Annotated in this window: 12 protein-coding genes and 1 pseudogene; 5 read left to right on the top strand and 8 right to left on the bottom strand. The window is 45.6% G+C overall.

The features are described 5' to 3' along the window. Positions 1 to 27 precede the first annotated feature (27 nt). From KO537_RS10535 to rluA, 3 genes are all read right to left on the bottom strand, one after another. On the bottom strand, positions 28 to 3891 hold the full coding sequence (locus KO537_RS10535; protein ID WP_219234467.1) for a S8 family serine peptidase: 3864 nt from the start codon (positions 3889 to 3891) through the stop codon (positions 28 to 30). A 206-nt stretch (positions 3892 to 4097) separates the two neighbouring features. Then, positions 4098 to 4559 carry a transcriptional regulator AsnC gene (gene asnC / locus KO537_RS10530; RefSeq protein ID WP_006080290.1) on the bottom strand — a complete coding sequence of 154 codons (462 nt, stop codon included), beginning with the start codon at positions 4557 to 4559 and terminating at the stop codon, positions 4098 to 4100. A 95-nt stretch (positions 4560 to 4654) separates the two neighbouring features. Beyond that, complete coding sequence (rluA, locus tag KO537_RS10525) at positions 4655 to 5332, bottom strand: bifunctional tRNA pseudouridine(32) synthase/23S rRNA pseudouridine(746) synthase RluA (RefSeq protein WP_113939779.1); 678 nt, start codon at positions 5330 to 5332, stop codon at positions 4655 to 4657. A gap of 215 nt (positions 5333 to 5547) precedes the next feature. Between rluA and KO537_RS10520 the strand changes: the two genes are divergently transcribed. Beyond that, a complete protein-coding gene (locus KO537_RS10520; protein ID WP_219234446.1) occupies positions 5548 to 7464 on the top strand; it encodes a U32 family peptidase in 1917 nt (638 codons plus the stop codon). Positions 7465 to 7665: 201 nt separating this feature from the next. Beyond that, on the top strand, positions 7666 to 8040 hold the full coding sequence (locus KO537_RS10515; protein ID WP_105250128.1) for a PH domain-containing protein: 375 nt from the start codon (positions 7666 to 7668) through the stop codon (positions 8038 to 8040). A 179-nt stretch (positions 8041 to 8219) separates the two neighbouring features. On the opposite strand, the gene KO537_RS10510 is transcribed toward KO537_RS10515, so the two are convergent. Then, positions 8220 to 10616, bottom strand: a complete 2397-nt coding sequence (locus KO537_RS10510) for a toxin-antitoxin system YwqK family antitoxin (protein ID WP_219234445.1) — start codon at positions 10614 to 10616, stop codon at positions 8220 to 8222. Positions 10617 to 10796: 180 nt separating this feature from the next. Here KO537_RS10510 and KO537_RS10505 point away from each other — a divergent pair. Then, positions 10797 to 10913, top strand: a pseudogene (locus tag KO537_RS10505) (cupin); the annotation flags it as partial. Positions 10914 to 11132: 219 nt separating this feature from the next. Beyond that, the gene (locus tag KO537_RS10500) at positions 11133 to 11375 is read left to right on the top strand and encodes a cupin domain-containing protein (RefSeq protein WP_309247088.1); all 243 of its coding nucleotides are present in this window, start codon (positions 11133 to 11135) and stop codon (positions 11373 to 11375) included. Between the two features lie 13 nt (positions 11376 to 11388). On the opposite strand, the gene KO537_RS10495 is transcribed toward KO537_RS10500, so the two are convergent. The 4 genes from KO537_RS10495 to KO537_RS10480 all read right to left on the bottom strand — a co-directional run bounded on the left by KO537_RS10495 (position 11389) and on the right by KO537_RS10480 (position 15847). Next, complete coding sequence (locus KO537_RS10495; RefSeq protein WP_219234444.1) at positions 11389 to 12561, bottom strand: AAA family ATPase; 1173 nt, start codon at positions 12559 to 12561, stop codon at positions 11389 to 11391. Between the two features lie 83 nt (positions 12562 to 12644). Beyond that, positions 12645 to 13811: a membrane dipeptidase gene (locus KO537_RS10490; RefSeq protein WP_219234443.1), complete on the bottom strand. Its 1167-nt coding sequence runs from the start codon at positions 13809 to 13811 to the stop codon at positions 12645 to 12647. A 176-nt stretch (positions 13812 to 13987) separates the two neighbouring features. Beyond that, positions 13988 to 14428, bottom strand: coding sequence for a SufE family protein (locus KO537_RS10485; RefSeq protein WP_219234442.1), 441 nt, complete (start codon positions 14426 to 14428; stop codon positions 13988 to 13990). A gap of 69 nt (positions 14429 to 14497) precedes the next feature. Next, positions 14498 to 15847, bottom strand: coding sequence for a cysteine desulfurase (locus KO537_RS10480; RefSeq protein ID WP_219234441.1), 1350 nt, complete (start codon positions 15845 to 15847; stop codon positions 14498 to 14500). A 345-nt stretch (positions 15848 to 16192) separates the two neighbouring features. Here KO537_RS10480 and KO537_RS10475 point away from each other — a divergent pair, with 345 nt between their 5' ends. After that, complete coding sequence (locus KO537_RS10475; RefSeq protein ID WP_219234440.1) at positions 16193 to 17893, top strand: methyl-accepting chemotaxis protein; 1701 nt, start codon at positions 16193 to 16195, stop codon at positions 17891 to 17893. The last annotated feature ends 23 nt before the right edge of the window (positions 17894 to 17916 follow it).

The following is a 17916-nucleotide window of genomic DNA, read 5'->3' as shown; positions in this document are numbered from 1 at the left end:
GGCTCCCTTTTTACTGTCAACAACTCGTTACTTCATACGACGACGCATTGCCGCAAGTGGTAACAATAAGGCGGTTAACCAACCGAGTGAACCTCCTCCATTGTCTGTATTTTTATTTGGTGCAGCAACCGCAGTCACTTCACCAGTATTACTGTTTAATGTGCCATCATTCGCAATAACAGTAAATGTATAGGTTCCCTGCTCTTTTGGGGTAAAGCTAATATTTTTTGCTGCAGGATCAAAAGTCACTGTAGGACCTGATGTCTGTGTCCAAATATAGGTGAGTGCATCGCCATCGACATCTTTAGCATTTGACATGACGGTGATTTTTTGGCCTGTAGGCAAGGTTTCTCCTGTTGGGGCGACAGTTGGTGCATCATTGACATTAGCAACTGTCACAGTCACTTTAGTCGCTTTTGATACGTTGCCATCGGCATCTTCGACGCTGTAAGTGAAGCTATCGGTGCCAAAGAAGTCTTTCTTAGGCTGATAAGTCGCAATGCCAGCTTCACTGATAGTGACAGCACCATTGGCAGGTGCGTCTACTACAGTTGCTTTAGACAATGTACCTACAGGAGCAATATCCAAAACACGCTGTGCATTGGCGGTTATGCCATTGCCTGTGATTGATGCGCGAGCAACTTTTTGATCTGGATTGATATCATTTGCGAGCAAATCAATTTCTATTGAGGTTTCTTCTGTAGCTTCTGCAATATCGCCAGTGCCAAAGGAGAATTCTGCCGCTTTAGCCAGATAGTCGATAGTAACATTACCTGCCGTTGTGTTTTTCAGCGTCAATGTATTACCTGTTACAACCGAATCACCTTCACCATTAAAGTGGTAAGTTGTTCCAATTGTTCCGCCTATATTTTCAGCGCCGATAGTGACGTTTGAAGGCATATTTGGAATATTTATGTAATTGAATACAACCTCTTCAGTATCACCTGTTTTAATCCAAATGCTAAACGTATAAGGTGTATTTGATGTATCACCATAGAGTTGGCCTTTATTCCACTCTAAAGCTAACCATTTAACTCCATCATCATCTGTGAATACACCAACGGCTAAGTCACCACCGCCAGTATCGCCAGCAGATTTATCTGATAAATCAAAATCTGACCAGAAGGGCGCTAAAATGTTATTTGGGTTGCTGCCATCAGGTAGCTTTTTGTTCGCAAATGTACCACTTGCACTTCCACCTCCAACAATCGCTAGACCATTGTCAGACATAGTGATGCTGGAATAGCTAACCCCATTGTATTTAAAGCTAGGCACAGTAAAGGTGAACGCTTGTTCATCACAACCTTCTGGACAAGTAATTGGATTGACCCCTAGACTCACTATGCTTGGGAAACCAGCAGAGCCCTTGGTTGTCGTCATTTTAGGAAGATTTAGTGACCCAACCCAAGTAATGTTGCCTATATCTTCGTTGATTTGTAAACCATTTTGCGTCGCGCCAGCTAAGCTAACTTTTACATCATCTTTCGATGTTAGTTTCGTGCCTTCTGGTGCTTGCGCTGTAATAGTCACTGTACTGTCAAATGAGTTATTGTTAATCACAACTGATATTGGAATCGCATCGGTTGCGTTAAGTTCGGTTTTCTTGCTCATAGTCGAAATCAGTGAGGCATCACTTGACTCTTTAGCTAACACAGCCAAAGGTAAGTGAGCATCTTGCAGTCCTTCGGTGCTGCTTATCATTACATTACCAAAAATCCACTCACCATATTCTGCGAAAGTTGAGTCAACGGTTACAGTAAACGTGGCAGAGGCTCCTGCGGCAAGTTCTAAGCTAGAAGGTGATACTGTTATGCCTGTACTATCGGATGAAGTTGATAAGTTCCAAGATGTTTTTGCATCACTCTTGTTATATACCGTTCGAGTGAAAGTACATGGACCAACACAAGAGTCTGATGCGATTGATGGTTTGTCGAACGTTAATATAGCTTTGGCTGCAGCATCTAAATCCATGCGTCCAGCACCCATACCAAATGGTGTGGCTGGTGTTGTTGCATCATCATCTAAAATATCATCAAATTTAGCTGTTGATGTTAAAGCAGTTTTAATATCGTTTGCAGACCAATCTGGATGTAATTGACGCATCATAGCTGCAGCACCTGCTACGTGCGGGCTTGCCATACTGGTGCCAGAGATCATATTAAAGTCTTCACCACCATCATCAGGAGAAAAAGCTGACAGAATGTTGGTACCAGGTGCTGCGATATCCGGTTTAAGAATATTTTGGTTGCCATCAGGACCGCGTGAACTGGTGCTATTTAGGTTATCAGCAAGTTCAGAAACCATGATGCGTTTAGTTTTTGCAACTATAGTACCTGTTGTTGCAGCATCTCCTATGGCTTCAATTACGGCTAAACCTGCATCTTTCGTAATCATGACAGCAGGGAATGGTTCACCAGGCATAGACATAGTCGTCGGTGCACCTGCCGCATTGTTATAAACTACAAGGGCTTTAGCGCCTGCAGCTTTTGCGTTTGTGGCTTTTAGTGAGAAGTTACATGTTCCGCGAGAAATCAATGCAATGCCATCTTTGAACGAATCCGCAGCAAAGGCATCACAACCATTGGCATTTTCAGCATCTAAATTAACGGCCGCAATCACTGGAGCGGTAATATCTTCTGAAAGCACTGCATCAGAACTTGGGATAGCAAGTAAATCATCACCACCGGTATTAAAGCTATTAGCGAAAAAACGCCCTGTTGTAGTGTTAGCAACAGTTATTCCTGATTCAATACAAGCAGGGCAGCCGATAGTTTGAGGACCATTACCATCGTTACCGGCAGCGCTAACTACAACAACACCCGCAGCTTCTGCAGCTTCAAACATGGTTTTGTATGGGCTGCTAGCTGGATCACTACCAGCACTCCCCCCCCATGAGTTGTTGATTACATCTGCGCCATCATTAACAGCATGCTCTAAGGCTTCCATTAACATGATGTTAGAGCCGGTTCCGCCTGTGCAATCAGGCTTACTGTAAAGAGCCTTGTAGACCATAAGGTAAGCTGCTGGTGCTACACCAGATAGTTGAACGGGAATATCTTTATAAGTAGTTGATATCTTGTTACCGACAGCGGTACCTGCAACGTGAGTTCCGTGACCACCATAGCTAAGTGGACTCATGTATTCATTAGGACACACAGGTGATGTTGGCTGTGACCAACGCGCAACGATCAGCTTGTTGTTACAGAATGAAGCATCGACAGTCGAGCAGTAGTCATCCGATGGTCGACTACCGCTGGGTGCTGTGAAGCCTGCATCGGTAAACATGGGGTTTTCCGGACGAATGCCGCCATCAATAATAGCAACTTTCATTCCTTTGCCCGCATTAGCCATGCCGGAAACGGCTTCCCACATAGCTGGGGTATTAATCACTTGGTGTGATGCATCCATGTTAGTTTCATATATAGCCTCTGGGTATACTGCTTTCACTCCAGGCATTTTGGCTATTTTTTCAACACTTAGTCCTTGGCCAACAACTGTTATACCGTTAAAAAGTGTTTGGAAATGACGTTCCACTTTTGCATTTGGCGCAATTTTAGCTAAATCGCTAGCAAAAGCGTTTTGCTCTTTAGCTAGGTGACTTGAATAGCTTTTGACATTAGTAGATTGAATATCTAGTTTTTCTTTTTTCGAATTTAAAGCTGTTGCTGCGAAGTTGCCGATGCCGCCTCTATACTTAGCTAGTGCAGGAGATTCCATCTCAACAATAAAACGTTGTGGAGCATCGAGGTTAGTGGCTGATGTTTGCGGTTTAGTATATTTATCATGCGCGCTTATTTCTGGAGAGTAAGGTTTAAATGTAAATTCACTGTTAGCAATAGCTGCGCTTGAGAGTAGTGCAGCGGAGATAGCGATCGATAGTTTTGTCTTCACAACTTCTTCCTTGTCAATTAATGCTTTCAGCACTTTATTAAACGTGCCTGTAGCTGAATTGTTATAGTTTCTGCTGCGCTCTTTGGCGGTAGCAATGAAGTTGTAACACAAAAGTATCGTATGGTTAACACTTTTGCGGTAAAAAAGATGTTAATCACACTTTGGTATTTGTTATGTTGTTTGTAGGTGTTTGCTGTTTTTCCTGTTTAAGGTTTAACCGCTCTGACGATTGGGTTTTGTAGGCTGATCAAGGTTTCCGTCGACTGGATTTCATCGATAGATTGGATGCGATTGATGAGCACGTGTTGCAAGCCGTCGATGGATTGGCACATGACCTTGACGAAAATACTGTAGTTGCCTGTGGTGTAATAGGCTTCGACGACTTCTTCGAGAGCGTTGAGTTTGGCGATAGCTGCGGGGTAATCGCCAGCACTTTTAAGGTTGATACCGATAAAACAGCAAACGTCATAGCCTAAGGCTTTAGGGTTTACCGTGATCTGCGCACCTGTAATGATCCCCGCTTGCTTCATTTTTTCTACCCGAACATGGATAGTGCCGGCGCTCACGCTAAAGCGTTTAGCGAGTTCGGCAAAGGGTGTGCGGGCATCCTGCATTAGGGCTTCGAGGATATGATTATCGAGTTGATCGCGCTGAAATGCGGTATCCATAAATAAACTCTCTATAACGTAGTGAATTGTCATAAAGTTACGTTTTTTTATGGGGAATTGCTACCGATTTTGCCCGTATTATTTGATTTTAGTGATCATTGTTCGCCCAAAGGCTCACAAAAAGGGACTTTTGCGCTAAAAGTCATACTGACACCTGAGTAGGGATGTTTGATGGTGAGTTCTGCTGCATGCAGCAATAGTCGAGGCGCTAAGGATTTTGCCAGTGAGTCGGCATAAAAACCATCACCTAAGATCGGATGTCCTAGCGCCATCATATGCACCCGTAATTGGTGTGAGCGGCCTGTGATTGGCGTCAGTTTAACCAGCGTTGAGCGTTTGGCGCGGCTCATTACTTGATAGTGAGTCAAAGACGGTTTGCCAACAAGATGATCGACTTTCTGTTTAGGGCGATTTGGCCAGTCGCAGATCAGTGGATAATCAACGCTGCCAGTGTCATTTTTGACATGGCCTGCAACCCTTGCATAATAGGTTTTGCTGGTTTCTCTATCGTGGAACTGACGTTTTAATTCCCGCTCGGCGCTACGAATAAGGGCGACAACTATCACGCCTGAGGTCGCCATATCGAGGCGATGGACGATTTGACAATGGGGATGCTCTGCTTTTACCCGGGCATAGACACTGTCGTAATGGGCGGGGTCGCGACCGGGCACAGACAACAATCCTGAAGGTTTGTTGATGACGATAATGTCTTTATCTTGATAAAGAATATCGAGCCAAGGAGTGGTCGGTGGTTGGTATATAAAATCAGTCATAATGGGGCCTATTCGTCAATGCGGGGCAAAGATACTCTGCTAGGCTTGAGGGTGCAAGTGCGACGCCCAAAGATTGCCTGTGGCATGAACCTTTCTGAGATGACTAAAGCATCGAAGCAAAGCGCATTAGTTGATGATTTGCTGATAGAGCTGTATTTGAGTTTTTGTTATACTCCCGTCCTTTTCGTTAATGATCATTTTGAGTCTGTGAAGCCATGAGCCAGCCAGAGATATACACTCCCGAGAATCTTTCTCACGTCCATAACCGTCTTGAGTTATTGGCGCCTGCAAAAAATGCTGACTACGGTATCGAAGCCATACGCCATGGTGCCGATGCGGTATACATAGGTGGTCCTGCGTTTGGTGCGCGGGCAACGGCGGGTAACAGTGTTGAAGATATCGCGCGCCTGTGTACTTATGCTCATCAATATCATGCTCAGGTATTCGTCGCCCTCAATACCATTTTGATGGATAACGAACTGGCCGACGCCGAAAAACTTATTTGGCAATTGTACGAAGCGGGTGCCGATGCGCTGATTGTGCAGGACATGGGCGTATTACAGCTCAATTTGCCGCCGATTGCCCTTCATGCCAGTACCCAAATGGATAACCGCAGCCCAGAAAAAGTGGCGTTTTTAGAGCAAGTTGGTTTTTCTCAGGTGGTGCTTGCCCGTGAATTGGGCTTAAGCCAAATCCGTGATGTCGCCGCGCATACTAATATGCAGCTCGAATTCTTTATCCACGGTGCTTTGTGTGTGGCTTACAGTGGCTTATGTAATTTGAGCCATTCCTTTAGTAACCGCAGTGCTAACCGCGGTGAATGCTCGCAAATGTGCCGTCTGCCGGGCAATCTTAAAACCCGTCAAGGTGATGTGTTAGCGCAGAACGAACATTTATTGTCTTTAAAAGACAATAACCAAACCGAAAACCTTGAGGCGCTCATCGATGCGGGCATTCGCTCGTTTAAGATTGAAGGTCGCTTAAAAGATTTAAGTTACGTTAAAAACGTCACCGCGCATTATCGCCAAAAGCTGGATGCGATTATGGCGCGTCGTCCCGAGTTTAAGGCTTCGTCCCACGGCCGCTGCGAACATAGTTTTACCCCTGATCCTGAAAAGACCTTTAACCGTGGCAGCACAGATTACTTTGTTAACGAACGTAGCCAAGGAATTAAAGATTTCCGCTCGCCTAAATACATAGGCGAAGAAGTCGGCAAAGTGGTCAGCATAGGTAAAGATTTTATCCAAGTGAGCTCAACCCATGAGTTTAATAACGGCGATGGCTTAGCATTTTTCCCTGCGAATTTTGCCATGGCAAAACAATCCGATGACAAGCTGCAAGGCCTGCGGGTTAACCGCGCCGAAGGGTTAAAACTGCATATATTGCAGGTGCCAAAGGATTTAAAAGTCGGCATGACTTTGTACCGTAACCATAACCAAGCCTTCGAAGCCCTGTTATCTAAAGAATCTTCTAAGCGGATTATCGGCGTTGATTTACGGTTGAGCGATACCCAAGACGGACTGGCGCTGACCTTGACGGATATCTATGGCCTTACAGCCACAGTGAATTTAGTGGCCGAGAAGACGCCCGCGACAGATGTCGATAAGACCTTACAAAATACTCGCACTCAGCTGGGTAAGCTCGGCAGCACCGACTTTGTTGCCCGTAGCATCAGTATCGATACGGCCCAAGCTTGGTTCTTGCCTGCGTCTGTGCTCAATGGTCTGCGCCGTGATGGTGTGGCCGCTCTAGAGGCTGCCCGTGTGCAAGGTTATGTGCGTCCACTGCCGTGGAAGCATAATCAAGATGCAGTCTATCCCGTCAAGCATTTGAGTTACTTAGGTAATGTTGCTAACGAAAAGGCTAAGGATTTTTATCAACGCCACGGCGTGATTGAAATTCAAGATACCTATGAGAAAAATGGCGTCACCGAAGACGTGCCATTGATGATCACTAAGCATTGCCTGCGCTTTAACTTCAATCTGTGTCCGAAAGAAGTGCCAGGGATCAAGGCCGATCCTATGGTGCTTGAAATCGGCAACGATGTGCTCAAGTTAGTCTTCGACTGTCCTAAATGCGAAATGATGGTGGTCGGTGAAAACCGTCAAGTGCGAGGCCAGAAACACCTTTAATATTTGTCATTAGGAGCATTGCCCGAGTGCAATGCTCCTAGCACCTATTCAGCTTGCATCTGCGCGCCTATAACAGCCTACTTCTCATTGATGTTGCTCTCACCATCGCCACTCCCATATTTTCATCAAAGCCCTATATTGCACATGCGGTAATGAGCAGATATCTTATTGAAAATAATATTAATAATAAGGGATGTTAAAATGGGATTGTTAGACGGTTTACTCGGTAATGCTGCTGAGGTTGATTTACAGGAATTAGCCGAGGAATTAAGGCCTATCATGGGCATTCAAGAAGAATTAAAACTCGCCTACAAAGTGATCCGTGATTTGTTTATTTTCACCAATAAACGCCTGATCTTAATTGATAAGCAGGGACTTACAGGCAAGAAGGTTACTTACCATTCAATACCTTATAAATCCATTACCCATTTTGAAGTGGAAACGACAGGGCATTTTGATATGGATGCCGAGCTTAAAATTTGGATTTCAGGCCAGAGCGAACCTTTAGTAAAAGAGCTCAAGCGTGGCACGGATGTTGTGGGTATTCAAAAGACCATCGCCACTTTTGCGCTTTAGTTTTTTTGCACTTTAGTTTTAGTGCCGTGGCTTAAGTTTTAGTGCTGCGACTTAGATTCATTTAGTGCTAGCAAGCTTGGAATTGTTATCGCAAGCTGACGGTTAATGTGAGTAAGGTAAGCCAAGTTTTATCTGGGCTTACCTATCCTCGCTATCGAGTGTGATTCAAATCTGCTTGATTAATTTAACACTATCCTACTTGTGCTAGTGGAGTGTTCTATCGGTTCGCCCGCCATAGTATAGGTTTCGGAAAGCTTGAGTTTGCCTTGCTCATCGTATTGATTGTGGATGCCGACCCAGAATTGCTCCTGTCCCTGAATTTGTAAATTACCTTCTTCGGCAATCTGGCGATTGGGATGATAGCGTTTCATTGCATAAAGCTTGCTTTCATCATCAAATTTTAAGTGATAAGCCAATATGGGTTCTTCGGTGTGAGCGGCGACATCTGCTATTGTTTTATCTTCTCGCTGTTTTGTTGTGGTATTGCTATTGGGTACGTGATACTTCTGACGAGATAAATATGCGTTATTGCTACTATTGCTAGCATGATGTTCGCTGTTATCCGAACGGTTATTTGGTCCGTTACTTTGCCCATCAGCATCGTCTTCATCATAGTCATAACTAGGATTTTCTGGACTATCCCATTCAGGTTCTTCATCTTCCTGAGTTGCTATATTTTCATGAAAATCAAAGTAGTGGCGGCTTTCTATCAGTTGGCCTTGTTCATCTAGCCAGGCTTCGCGGTACACTTTTCCTTGGGGCGTAAAACGTTGCCAATGGCCGATATCGAGGTAACGACCATTAGTAATTTGGATTGTGCCAGTTTCTAAAATTAAACCCTGAGGGGATAAGGATTTAGAGCTAAATAAATCCCCTTGCGTACGGGTGAGTAACCAGCGAATGGCACCATCTTCATAATATTCGATGCGAGTATCGGCAATACCTTCTTGATAGTATTCCCTTTGATTATTATCAAGATTATAGCCGCAGCGGGTATTCGAGTGACTCTGATAGGATTCGAGGATCCCTTTGTTATTATAAAAGCTGGACTCTTTGAGGTAGCCTTGACCATCACGAACTTCATATTTAGAAATTGTACGTATCGTGCCATCTTCATAAAACCAGCGAGCAGTGCCATCACGGTTGCCCTGTGTGTGCGGTAAGTACATCTGAATTTGCTGGTTTTCGTGGTATTCAATAAAAGGGGCTACCGAGAGGTTATTTTTATATTGGCCTTCGGCCGAAAGCACGCCACTTTTATAATAGCTTCTAAATAGACCTTCCCTGAGTCCCTTTTCAAGATAGATCTCAAGGGCGAGTTGACCATTGTCATGATACCAAAGGGCCATGCCTTGTTCTTTACCATCCTTAAAATAGATTTTTTCTTCAAGTTGACCATTGGGATACCATTTTACATGTTCGCCATGTAATTGGCCTTCGGTATTGAAGGGTTCACGCCATGCAGGCTTACCTGAGTCGTAAAACTCTTCAATGACTTTGCCCGTCACATCGTTAAACACTTTTTGTTTAATCGCTCCATTGGGATGATACCAAACGGCTTCATATTCATAGCCTTGGTTGTAATATCTTTCAGCTTCTAGTGAACCATCAGGGTAATATTGTTTTTCAATTCCGTGGATAACATCTTGCACTAAGGGCCGGATCAGCTGTATTTGTCCAGATTCATAGTAGCGAGTTAACGTATTGATATAATATCCATTGCTATCTTGTTCGGCGGTTTCTTTAAGCTGACCATTGCCATAAAAGTATTGAATAAATTGACCTTGGGGATGGCGATCTTCTATTTGATTGATCTTGCCCTCATGGTCATACCACGTTTGTGTTCCAAGTTGCTGATCATTAATAAAGTTGCCTTCAAATAACAGGGTACCTAGGGCATTGAATTGACGGGTCACGCCATTACGTTCGCCAAAATAGTTTGAATCGACGGCTTGGGTAAGTCCTGGGCTTTGGGTGATGATTCTAAGTATACCCGCACCATCTTCAGTATTGAGTTGGTGAAAAGTGCGGTGCAGTTGGCCTGTTAGGCTGGCGTAATCTTGAATATCGCCTTGCACTATATTGTCTGCATCTAGGGTAAAGTGGCTTATCAATAATGCATCGAGATTGTTAAGCTCAACTTGCCACAACGCCTTTATTTGGCTGTTCTTTTTGGGGGTGATACTGCACACTTTTACCTTGTCGAGCCAAAAGTGCTGCTCGGGGAAAGGGAATTGATTGCTGATTTCGAGGCGGTCGAATTCGGTATGGTGGAAGTCGCAGCATTCATTGGCGTTTTCCCAGCCTAAGAGTTCTATGACTTGGGGCGTATCGTAGTGATAGAGAGTTAAGCCGTGGTCGGCATTTTCTTCGCAAGAAGTCGCGTCTGCCTTTGTCGCATGGATTTTTAAGCTGAAGTAGCGCTGGAATAGCGGTGCAGCGACTGACGGCTCCTGCGTTAAATCTTGTTCTTGGCTGAGTGTTTGTGATTCAGTTTGAAGATGAATGTCTTTTGGATCGCGGCTAGTTTGGTTTGAGGGAAATAACTTGGCTTTGAGTGCGCGAAACAACGACATTGGGGGAAATCTCCATATCCATATGTAAAACATTAAGCTTATCTGAGTGATACTCATCGCAACTGAGTATTTCTGTGCGCATATCATAGCGGTTTATGGATTCGTTTCTCAATGCTTGATTGCTCCAAATACCGTTTAATCAGAGTGGCACATTAATAAAAGCAGAGGAATAAAGACAAAATGCTTGATAACTTTTTTGCAAAATTACCCACAGATTTATCGGCGGAAACTTTTGAAAAACTGGCGGGTAATAATACTGTGACTATTGAGCGCATCGTTTCCAATGGGCAATATACCCAAGCTACCTGAAGATACGAGTTTCAGAGCGCTTAGGGTGCTTCAATTCAAGGCGCATCAATGACAGAATGTCGGCCACCTTCTGAATTGATGCAACACGGAAGTGGAGTGCCCTAAGCGCTCCGTCCCGGCGGGTTTTAACGCACTCTATGCCGTGTTGGCTATTTTTAACTTAGTCCACTAGGTCTGCAAATAGCCGTCTTGCCTAAAGTGCGTTAAATTCCCGCTGAATCCTGCATCTTCAGGTGGTTTGGGTATCTACCCGAAGGTCAATGGTACGATCAAACTCAACATGAATGGGTGATGCTGCTCAAAGGCGAGGCGACGCTTGAATTTGAACAAGGTGAACCCGTTACGCTAACCCCTGGAGATTACTTAACGATTCCGCCCCATCAAAAACATCGAGTCGCTTCGACTTCTATAAGTTCAGAAACCCTATGGCTCGCGGTATTTTACGATTGATTAAGGCTATAGGTTAACGATTCTGCCATAGCCAACTGGGCGTATTGAGTAAGTCTTGGCCTTGGATCTGCGTTTGGCCTAAGGTTTTGTCTAAGGCCAAGGTATTGCAGTGTTCAAATTGACTTAAGGCATTAATAAGCCGATTAGCATGGGAAACCACCCACAACTGGCACTCTTCCGACACCTTAGCGATTAAGCGTGCAAGCGCAGGTAATAAGTCGGGATGTAGGCTAGTTTCTGGCTCATTTAACACCATAAGCTCTGGCGGTCTTGGGGTCAGTAGGGCGGCGATTAACAGCAAATAGCGCAGGGTGCCATCCGACAATTCACTGGCATTGAGTGGCCTTAATAAACCATGCTGATGAAATGCGAGCACTAAAATGCCGCCCTCTTGAGGTTCAATGCGAACCTCAGCACCGGGAAACGCATCGCTGACCGCATGGTCAAAAGCCGTTTTATCACCTATCTCAAAAATGGTTTGAATTGCTGATGCAAGGTCGCGCCCATCGTGGTGCAATACTGGCGTGGCTGTACCTAATTGTGGACGACGGGCTGGCGCTTCTGCATCGGTTCTGAAGTGATCGTAAAAGCGCCATGCGCGGATACTATCGCGAAGTTTTAGCACTTCAGGGCAGCGCTCTGGATCGGCAAGTTCGGTAAAAATACTGTCGCCGGTTTGCAGGTGTGCGCCTAAGGTTATCCAGCCTTGTCCGTCAGCAGTGCGACTCTTCACCATAGGACCACGGCGCTCAACCAATACTGTTGAGGGTCGATACTTAAGCCCGTTCCAAATGGCTTCGCGCTTGATTTGTGGATCTAAGCCAAACAGCGTGGTGGCGTCGGGTTTGGGTAAACCGAGTTCAATAAGATAGCTAAAATCTTCGCCGGCAAAGCCAAGCTTTAGGCGTCTTGGCGCTTGCCTGACGGTGGCTTCAATGGCGGTGTCGCCCGCTAGCATACTTTTGGTGGGGTTTTCTGGTCCCGCCCAAAAGCTGGAGTCGAGTCCACCTTCTTGGGCTAAAGCATTGACAACGCCGCCTTGCGCCGTTTGTGCGAGTAAACGTAGTGCCTTGTATAGATTCGATTTACCACTGCCATTCGCCCCAGTGATCAAATTGAGTTGCCCTAGGGGCAAGACGATTTCACGCAGAGAGCGATAATTGAAAATAGCGAGTGTGGTCAGCATAGAATATCCAAGACTGAAATGAGCTGATAAGTCAGTAAATTTATCGACAAAGTAAATTAAACATGACGATAAAACAATGGCATTTACAGTAGCACTTTGTTGAGCACTCTTTGCCAGTTACCACCCATAAAACGGTCGCGGTCGGTAGATTTAAAGCGCGCCTTGGCTAAGGCATCGTCGATACGGCTCATGCGATCGATATGATTCAGCTCAGGGATCACGACATGCCTTGGCTCTGCATCAAAACCTAGCACGCCTTTCGCCCTCAGGCTGTACCACCATTCTTGATATTCTTTAATGCCTTTGGCGTTGTCATTACCCAGTGCCAGTAGGTTTTCTTGGCCTCGGAGCGGGAAGTCATTCGCGATTGCCACGCAGTCCACTCCACCAACACGCATAACGTATTCCAGTTGACGAATATAATCATCAATCGTGGGCACGGCATTATTGGTAAGCCAGAAACTCATCATAAATACGCCGAATACGCCGCCGCTATCGCCGATGGCGCGGATCACTTCATCGGGAGAACAACGGGCATGGTTGACTATGCCGCGCGCTGCGCCGTGGCTTTGCACTATGGGTGACTTAGTGATTTTTGCGACATCTAAAGCGGTTTGAGCGCTGGAGTGACTCACATCGATCAAGATATTGGCGTGATTGAGTTTGGCGATAAGTTCACGTCCGTGTGCGGTGAGCGGCTTATTGAGCCCGACGCTGGCATCACTGTCTAAGGCGCCACCGGCAAAGGTATTACCGTAATGGTGGGTGAGTTGCAGTACGCGTAGCCCTTGTTGATGAAACTCATCTACCCGCGCCCACTGGTTAGCTTCACTGTCTTCTTCGACACAATCTGCGCCTTGGATTTGAAAGTATACCGCAGTGCGTTGGCTGTCGCGTGCACGTTGAATATCTTGCCCCCTCAGGCCTTGCAACAAAATATCGGGATGATCACTTACCCGTTTAGCGGCCTGCTTAATGCTTTCCATGCAAGCTTTATAAGTGCGTTTGTAGTTTTGAGTGCCATCGGCTTGTTCTATGGTCTCAATAGCCGAAATATCGCAAAGATAGGCATCGAGCTTAGCGGCAGTTACATCACTTAAGTCATCGGGAAGGAAAGATAAACCATCGACATATATCCGCCTCTGTGCGGCGGCAAAGCTAGGTAAACTGGCGAGTGGACTTAACAGAGTTGCTGCGCCAAGACCTTTAAGGAGTGTACGACGGTAGTGATTGACTGCCTTGATGGGCATGCTCGGTTCCTATCAATAACGCAAATGTAACTTCTTTATACCTTTTTAGGGCGTAGAAGTCTTTGATTAAATCCCTTTTTTGGCCTTTGCCCCTGAGCTAGAGTTGTGATTATTTGTTGTTGCCGAGTGGTTTCAATTATCGCTTGTCGCAGTAAATGAAAACCCTCGGGTTATGATTATCGAGTGGCTTCAACCATTGCTTTTGCCAGTGAGTTAAGGCCGTTAGTGCGCGATGGGCTGAGCTGACCTTCTAGGCCCAATTGTTTGAAGTAAGCTGTAGGATCAAATGCTTGGATTTCAGCGCGGCTTTTGCCATGGCAGGCACCAAGTAATAATCCAATCAATCCCTTAACGATGCGGGCATCGCTGTCGGCTAAATAATAGTGTTTGCCAGCCTGTTTTAGATGGTAAATCCACGCATCACTCTCGCAGCCTTTTACTTGAGCGGCCTCGATGCGAAGCTCAGGGCTTAAACTTGGTAAGTCTTTCCCTAGCAACATAATTTGGCGATATCTTTCCTGCCAGTTAGGGGCATTGGTAAAACGCGCCAGTAAGGTTTCGGCATCTTGCACTAAATAGTGAAAATCGGCCTCATTTGGCATGATTGAATCTGTCATAGGGCTAAATCCTGTCTAACTTATTTTGAGCATCGTATGAGTGGCGTAGATCAGTGGCTAAATGCTGGATTACAGCAGCAAGTCTTTTACCGAGGCTAACGCGGCAATAAAGCGGTCGATATCGTCTTTATTGGTGTAGATACCGATAGAGGCACGGCAACAGCCCTTAAGATTCAGGCTCTGCATTAATGGCATGGCACAATGATGGCCACAACGAACGGCAACCCCTTGTTGGTCCAGCAAAATGCCTACATCTTGGTGATGTTCACCGGCAAGATTAAAGGCGACGACACCGATATTGTCATCAAAGGCGCCGTATAAATGCACTTCACCGAGTGCGCGCAATTGGCTTTGTAAATAGTTAACTAGTTCAGCTTCATAAGCTTGAACCTGCGGCATGAGCTCGGTTTGTAAAAATGTAATGGCCGCGCCCAAACCTATGACTTCAGCAATCGGCGGTGTGCCCGCTTCTAAGCGGTTCGGCAGGTTGCCAAATTCTGTCGCCTCAAAACTCACGCGTTTAATCATCTCGCCGCCAGTTAATAGTGGCGCGAGATTATCTAACGCGTCGAAACGGCCGTAAAGCACGCCAACACCAGTGGGACCATACATTTTATGCCCCGAGAAGACGTAGAAATCACAATCGATTTCAGTCACATCCAGCGTTAAATGCGCCACTGCCTGCGCACCATCAACTAAGGTGATAGCACCATGTTTTTTCGCTAACTGCACTAGCTGAGCCACGGGATTGACTGTACCTAGGGCGTTGGAAACATGGCACAGGGCGACGATTTTAGGCTTTAACTCGAGCAAGGTTTTATAGGCGTTGATATCTAAGCGGCAATCCTGACAGAGCGGGATTGGTTTAATGATTGCCCCTGTGCGTTTCGCCAGTTCCTGCCAAGGCACGATATTGGCGTGGTGAGCGGCGGCGTCGATTAATATCACATCGCCAGCGCTTAATTGGGCAGTCAGTCCAAAGGCGACTAAGTTGATTGATTCTGTGGTGCCGTGGGTAAAAATGATTTCTTCGCGGCGTTTTGCCTTCAAAAATTGCTGCAACTGATCGCGCACTTTCTCATAGCTTAAGGTCGAACGCGCTGATAACTGATGCGCAGCACGGTGTACATTGGCATTGTCGTTAGCGTAAAACTGCGCCATGGCATCTAACACCATTTGCGGTTTCTGGCTGGTGGCTGCTGTGTCGAGATAACACAAGGGATAACCATCAAGCAGTTGATTTAACGCTGGGAATTGCGACCGGATCTGAGCATTTTGCTGATATGCCTCTGATGAGCCAAGTGTCACTGTGGTATCAGGCATAGCACTCGCCGAGGCATGGGATGTTTCAATGTCAGCCATTGTATTCGTCGCTGTGTTAGTCACAGTATTTGGCGTAGGCGATGCAGGTTGAGTCATGGGCGAGGTTAAGGGCAATGAAAAAGGCCATGGGATCTTCTGTGATCTGCCATGTGAATGCAAGTTTTAGCGGTTTGTTGAGGCGTTGGTATCGGACAGTGGTATTGAACGCCTAATTTCACCAAGGTCTGTCAAACTGTTGCCTAATAGATATTTTGCACGCCTTAAACGGTTTTAGACTCTAACGCATCATTGAGCTTAGCTATGATGCGATTTTTCTAATGTTTAAGTTTTTCTTTTAAATTCAGCTAATACTTTACGCTTAATTCATCCACCGAAAGTTAAAACTCCGACTATCCTAAATTGGACGTCCTTCGTTGTCAGTGTTTGCTGGAGAGTAGTTTTATGGTGAAGCTTTTAAAAGACTTACGGATTAAACATAAGATGATCGCCCTCGTTGGGGTGATGTTAGTACTGATCTTGATTTTGTCTGGATTTAGTCTGTTGAAGATGCAGCGTGTATCGGAGGAAATTCATGGCATTGCAGAAGAGAATATTCCATTAGTCAGGCTATCGACTGACATCACCATTAAGCAGCTTGAAAGCTCTGTCATTCTAGAAAAAGCGTTTCGTGCCGCGGATGTTGACGCCGTATCCAGTCCACTCATTCTAGCGGCTTTTATTGCGGATGTTGTTCAGCACAATGAAGACATTAGCAAGGAGTTGCTCTCGACTCAAACCATGCTTGGAGAGGCATTAAAAAACGCTAAAACTCCTCAAGTACGTGAGAAAACACAGCAGCTAAATCAAGATATTGACACGATCATTCAGCATTTTGCAGATTATAAAGTCCTGCTTGGCACCGTTATTTCGGGTATTCAGCAAAAAGAAGACCATACCGCTTTAGCTAAGCGGGTTGAATCTTTAGAGGAAGCGCAAAATGTGTTTAATGCTGAGCTAAGTCAATTCGTAGAACGTTTAGCGTTGATGACTCAAGCTGCAGTTTCTGTAACAGAGGAAGAAGAGCTTAGGGCCATTTATGGCTTAACGATTATTTCGATAGTGTCTTTAGTCATAGGATTATTGATTGGCATCGCTTGCAGTCAATACATGGTCAAATCTATCAATCGGTTACGTAATTCTGCCGCCATGATGGAAAAGGGCAACTTTAACCAAGAGCTGCGCGTCGATTCCAAGGATGAATTAGGCGAACTTACCGTCAGTATGAATCAAATGGCGTGGACTTTAAGTAAAACTGTTGGCCAAGTGATTGCTCGAAGTGAAGAAATTGCCTCTATGGTGACTGAGCTTAATGCGGTGGCCGAGAATAATCGTGAGGCTATGTTGAGGCAGCAGGATAACACTGACCAAGTCGCCGCCTCTATGACCCAAATGGCAGCAACGATCACTGAAGTGGCGAGTAGTGCAGAAACCGCTTCTTACTCAGCGGGACAAGCCGAGCATAAAGTGAAAGAAAGTTGTGAGGTTGTCGATGCGAGCGAAAAAATCTCGAAGCAGTTGGTTGCCAGCGCCCAGTATTCAAATCAACTTATTCAACAGGTTCAAGCGAGTACGGGAAAAATCCTCAACTTTGTTTCAGTGGTCGATGCGATTGCGGGGCAGACGAACTTATTAGCTTTGAATGCATCGATTGAAGCGGCACGGGCGGGAGATCAAGGTCGTGGTTTTGCTGTCGTTGCCGAAGAAGTGCGGGCATTGGCAACGCGCAGTCAAACGGCCACGCAGGAGATCAGCGATCTTATCCAAACACTTGTGAAAGATGCCAAATCCTCAGTCGAATCCTTCGCCAATAACGATAAGCAAATCAGTGAGTCATCACTGCTCGTTAATCAAGCCAAGCAGCACTTATTTGAGATTCTAGATGCGTTGACTGAACTGACTCAGGCTAATACTCAAGTCGCGACCGCCAGTGAGGAGCAAGCCGTGACCGCCGAAGATATTAGTGAGCGCATTAATGCGATTCGTGATTCGGGTGAGTTGGTTCTCTGCAGCGCTAACGAAACCGCGAAAGCCAGTGAGTCACTGTCTAAGCAGGCTAATTCATTGAGGGAAACGATGCAGCAGTTTAAGGTGCGAGTTGTTTAAATGTATTAGCCCATAATTCAGTG

This window comes from Shewanella sp. NKUCC01_JLK, from assembly GCF_019345615.1.
GTDB lineage: Bacteria > Pseudomonadota > Gammaproteobacteria > Enterobacterales > Shewanellaceae > Shewanella > Shewanella oncorhynchi.
This window is presented reverse-complemented; position numbering and strand designations above follow the sequence as displayed.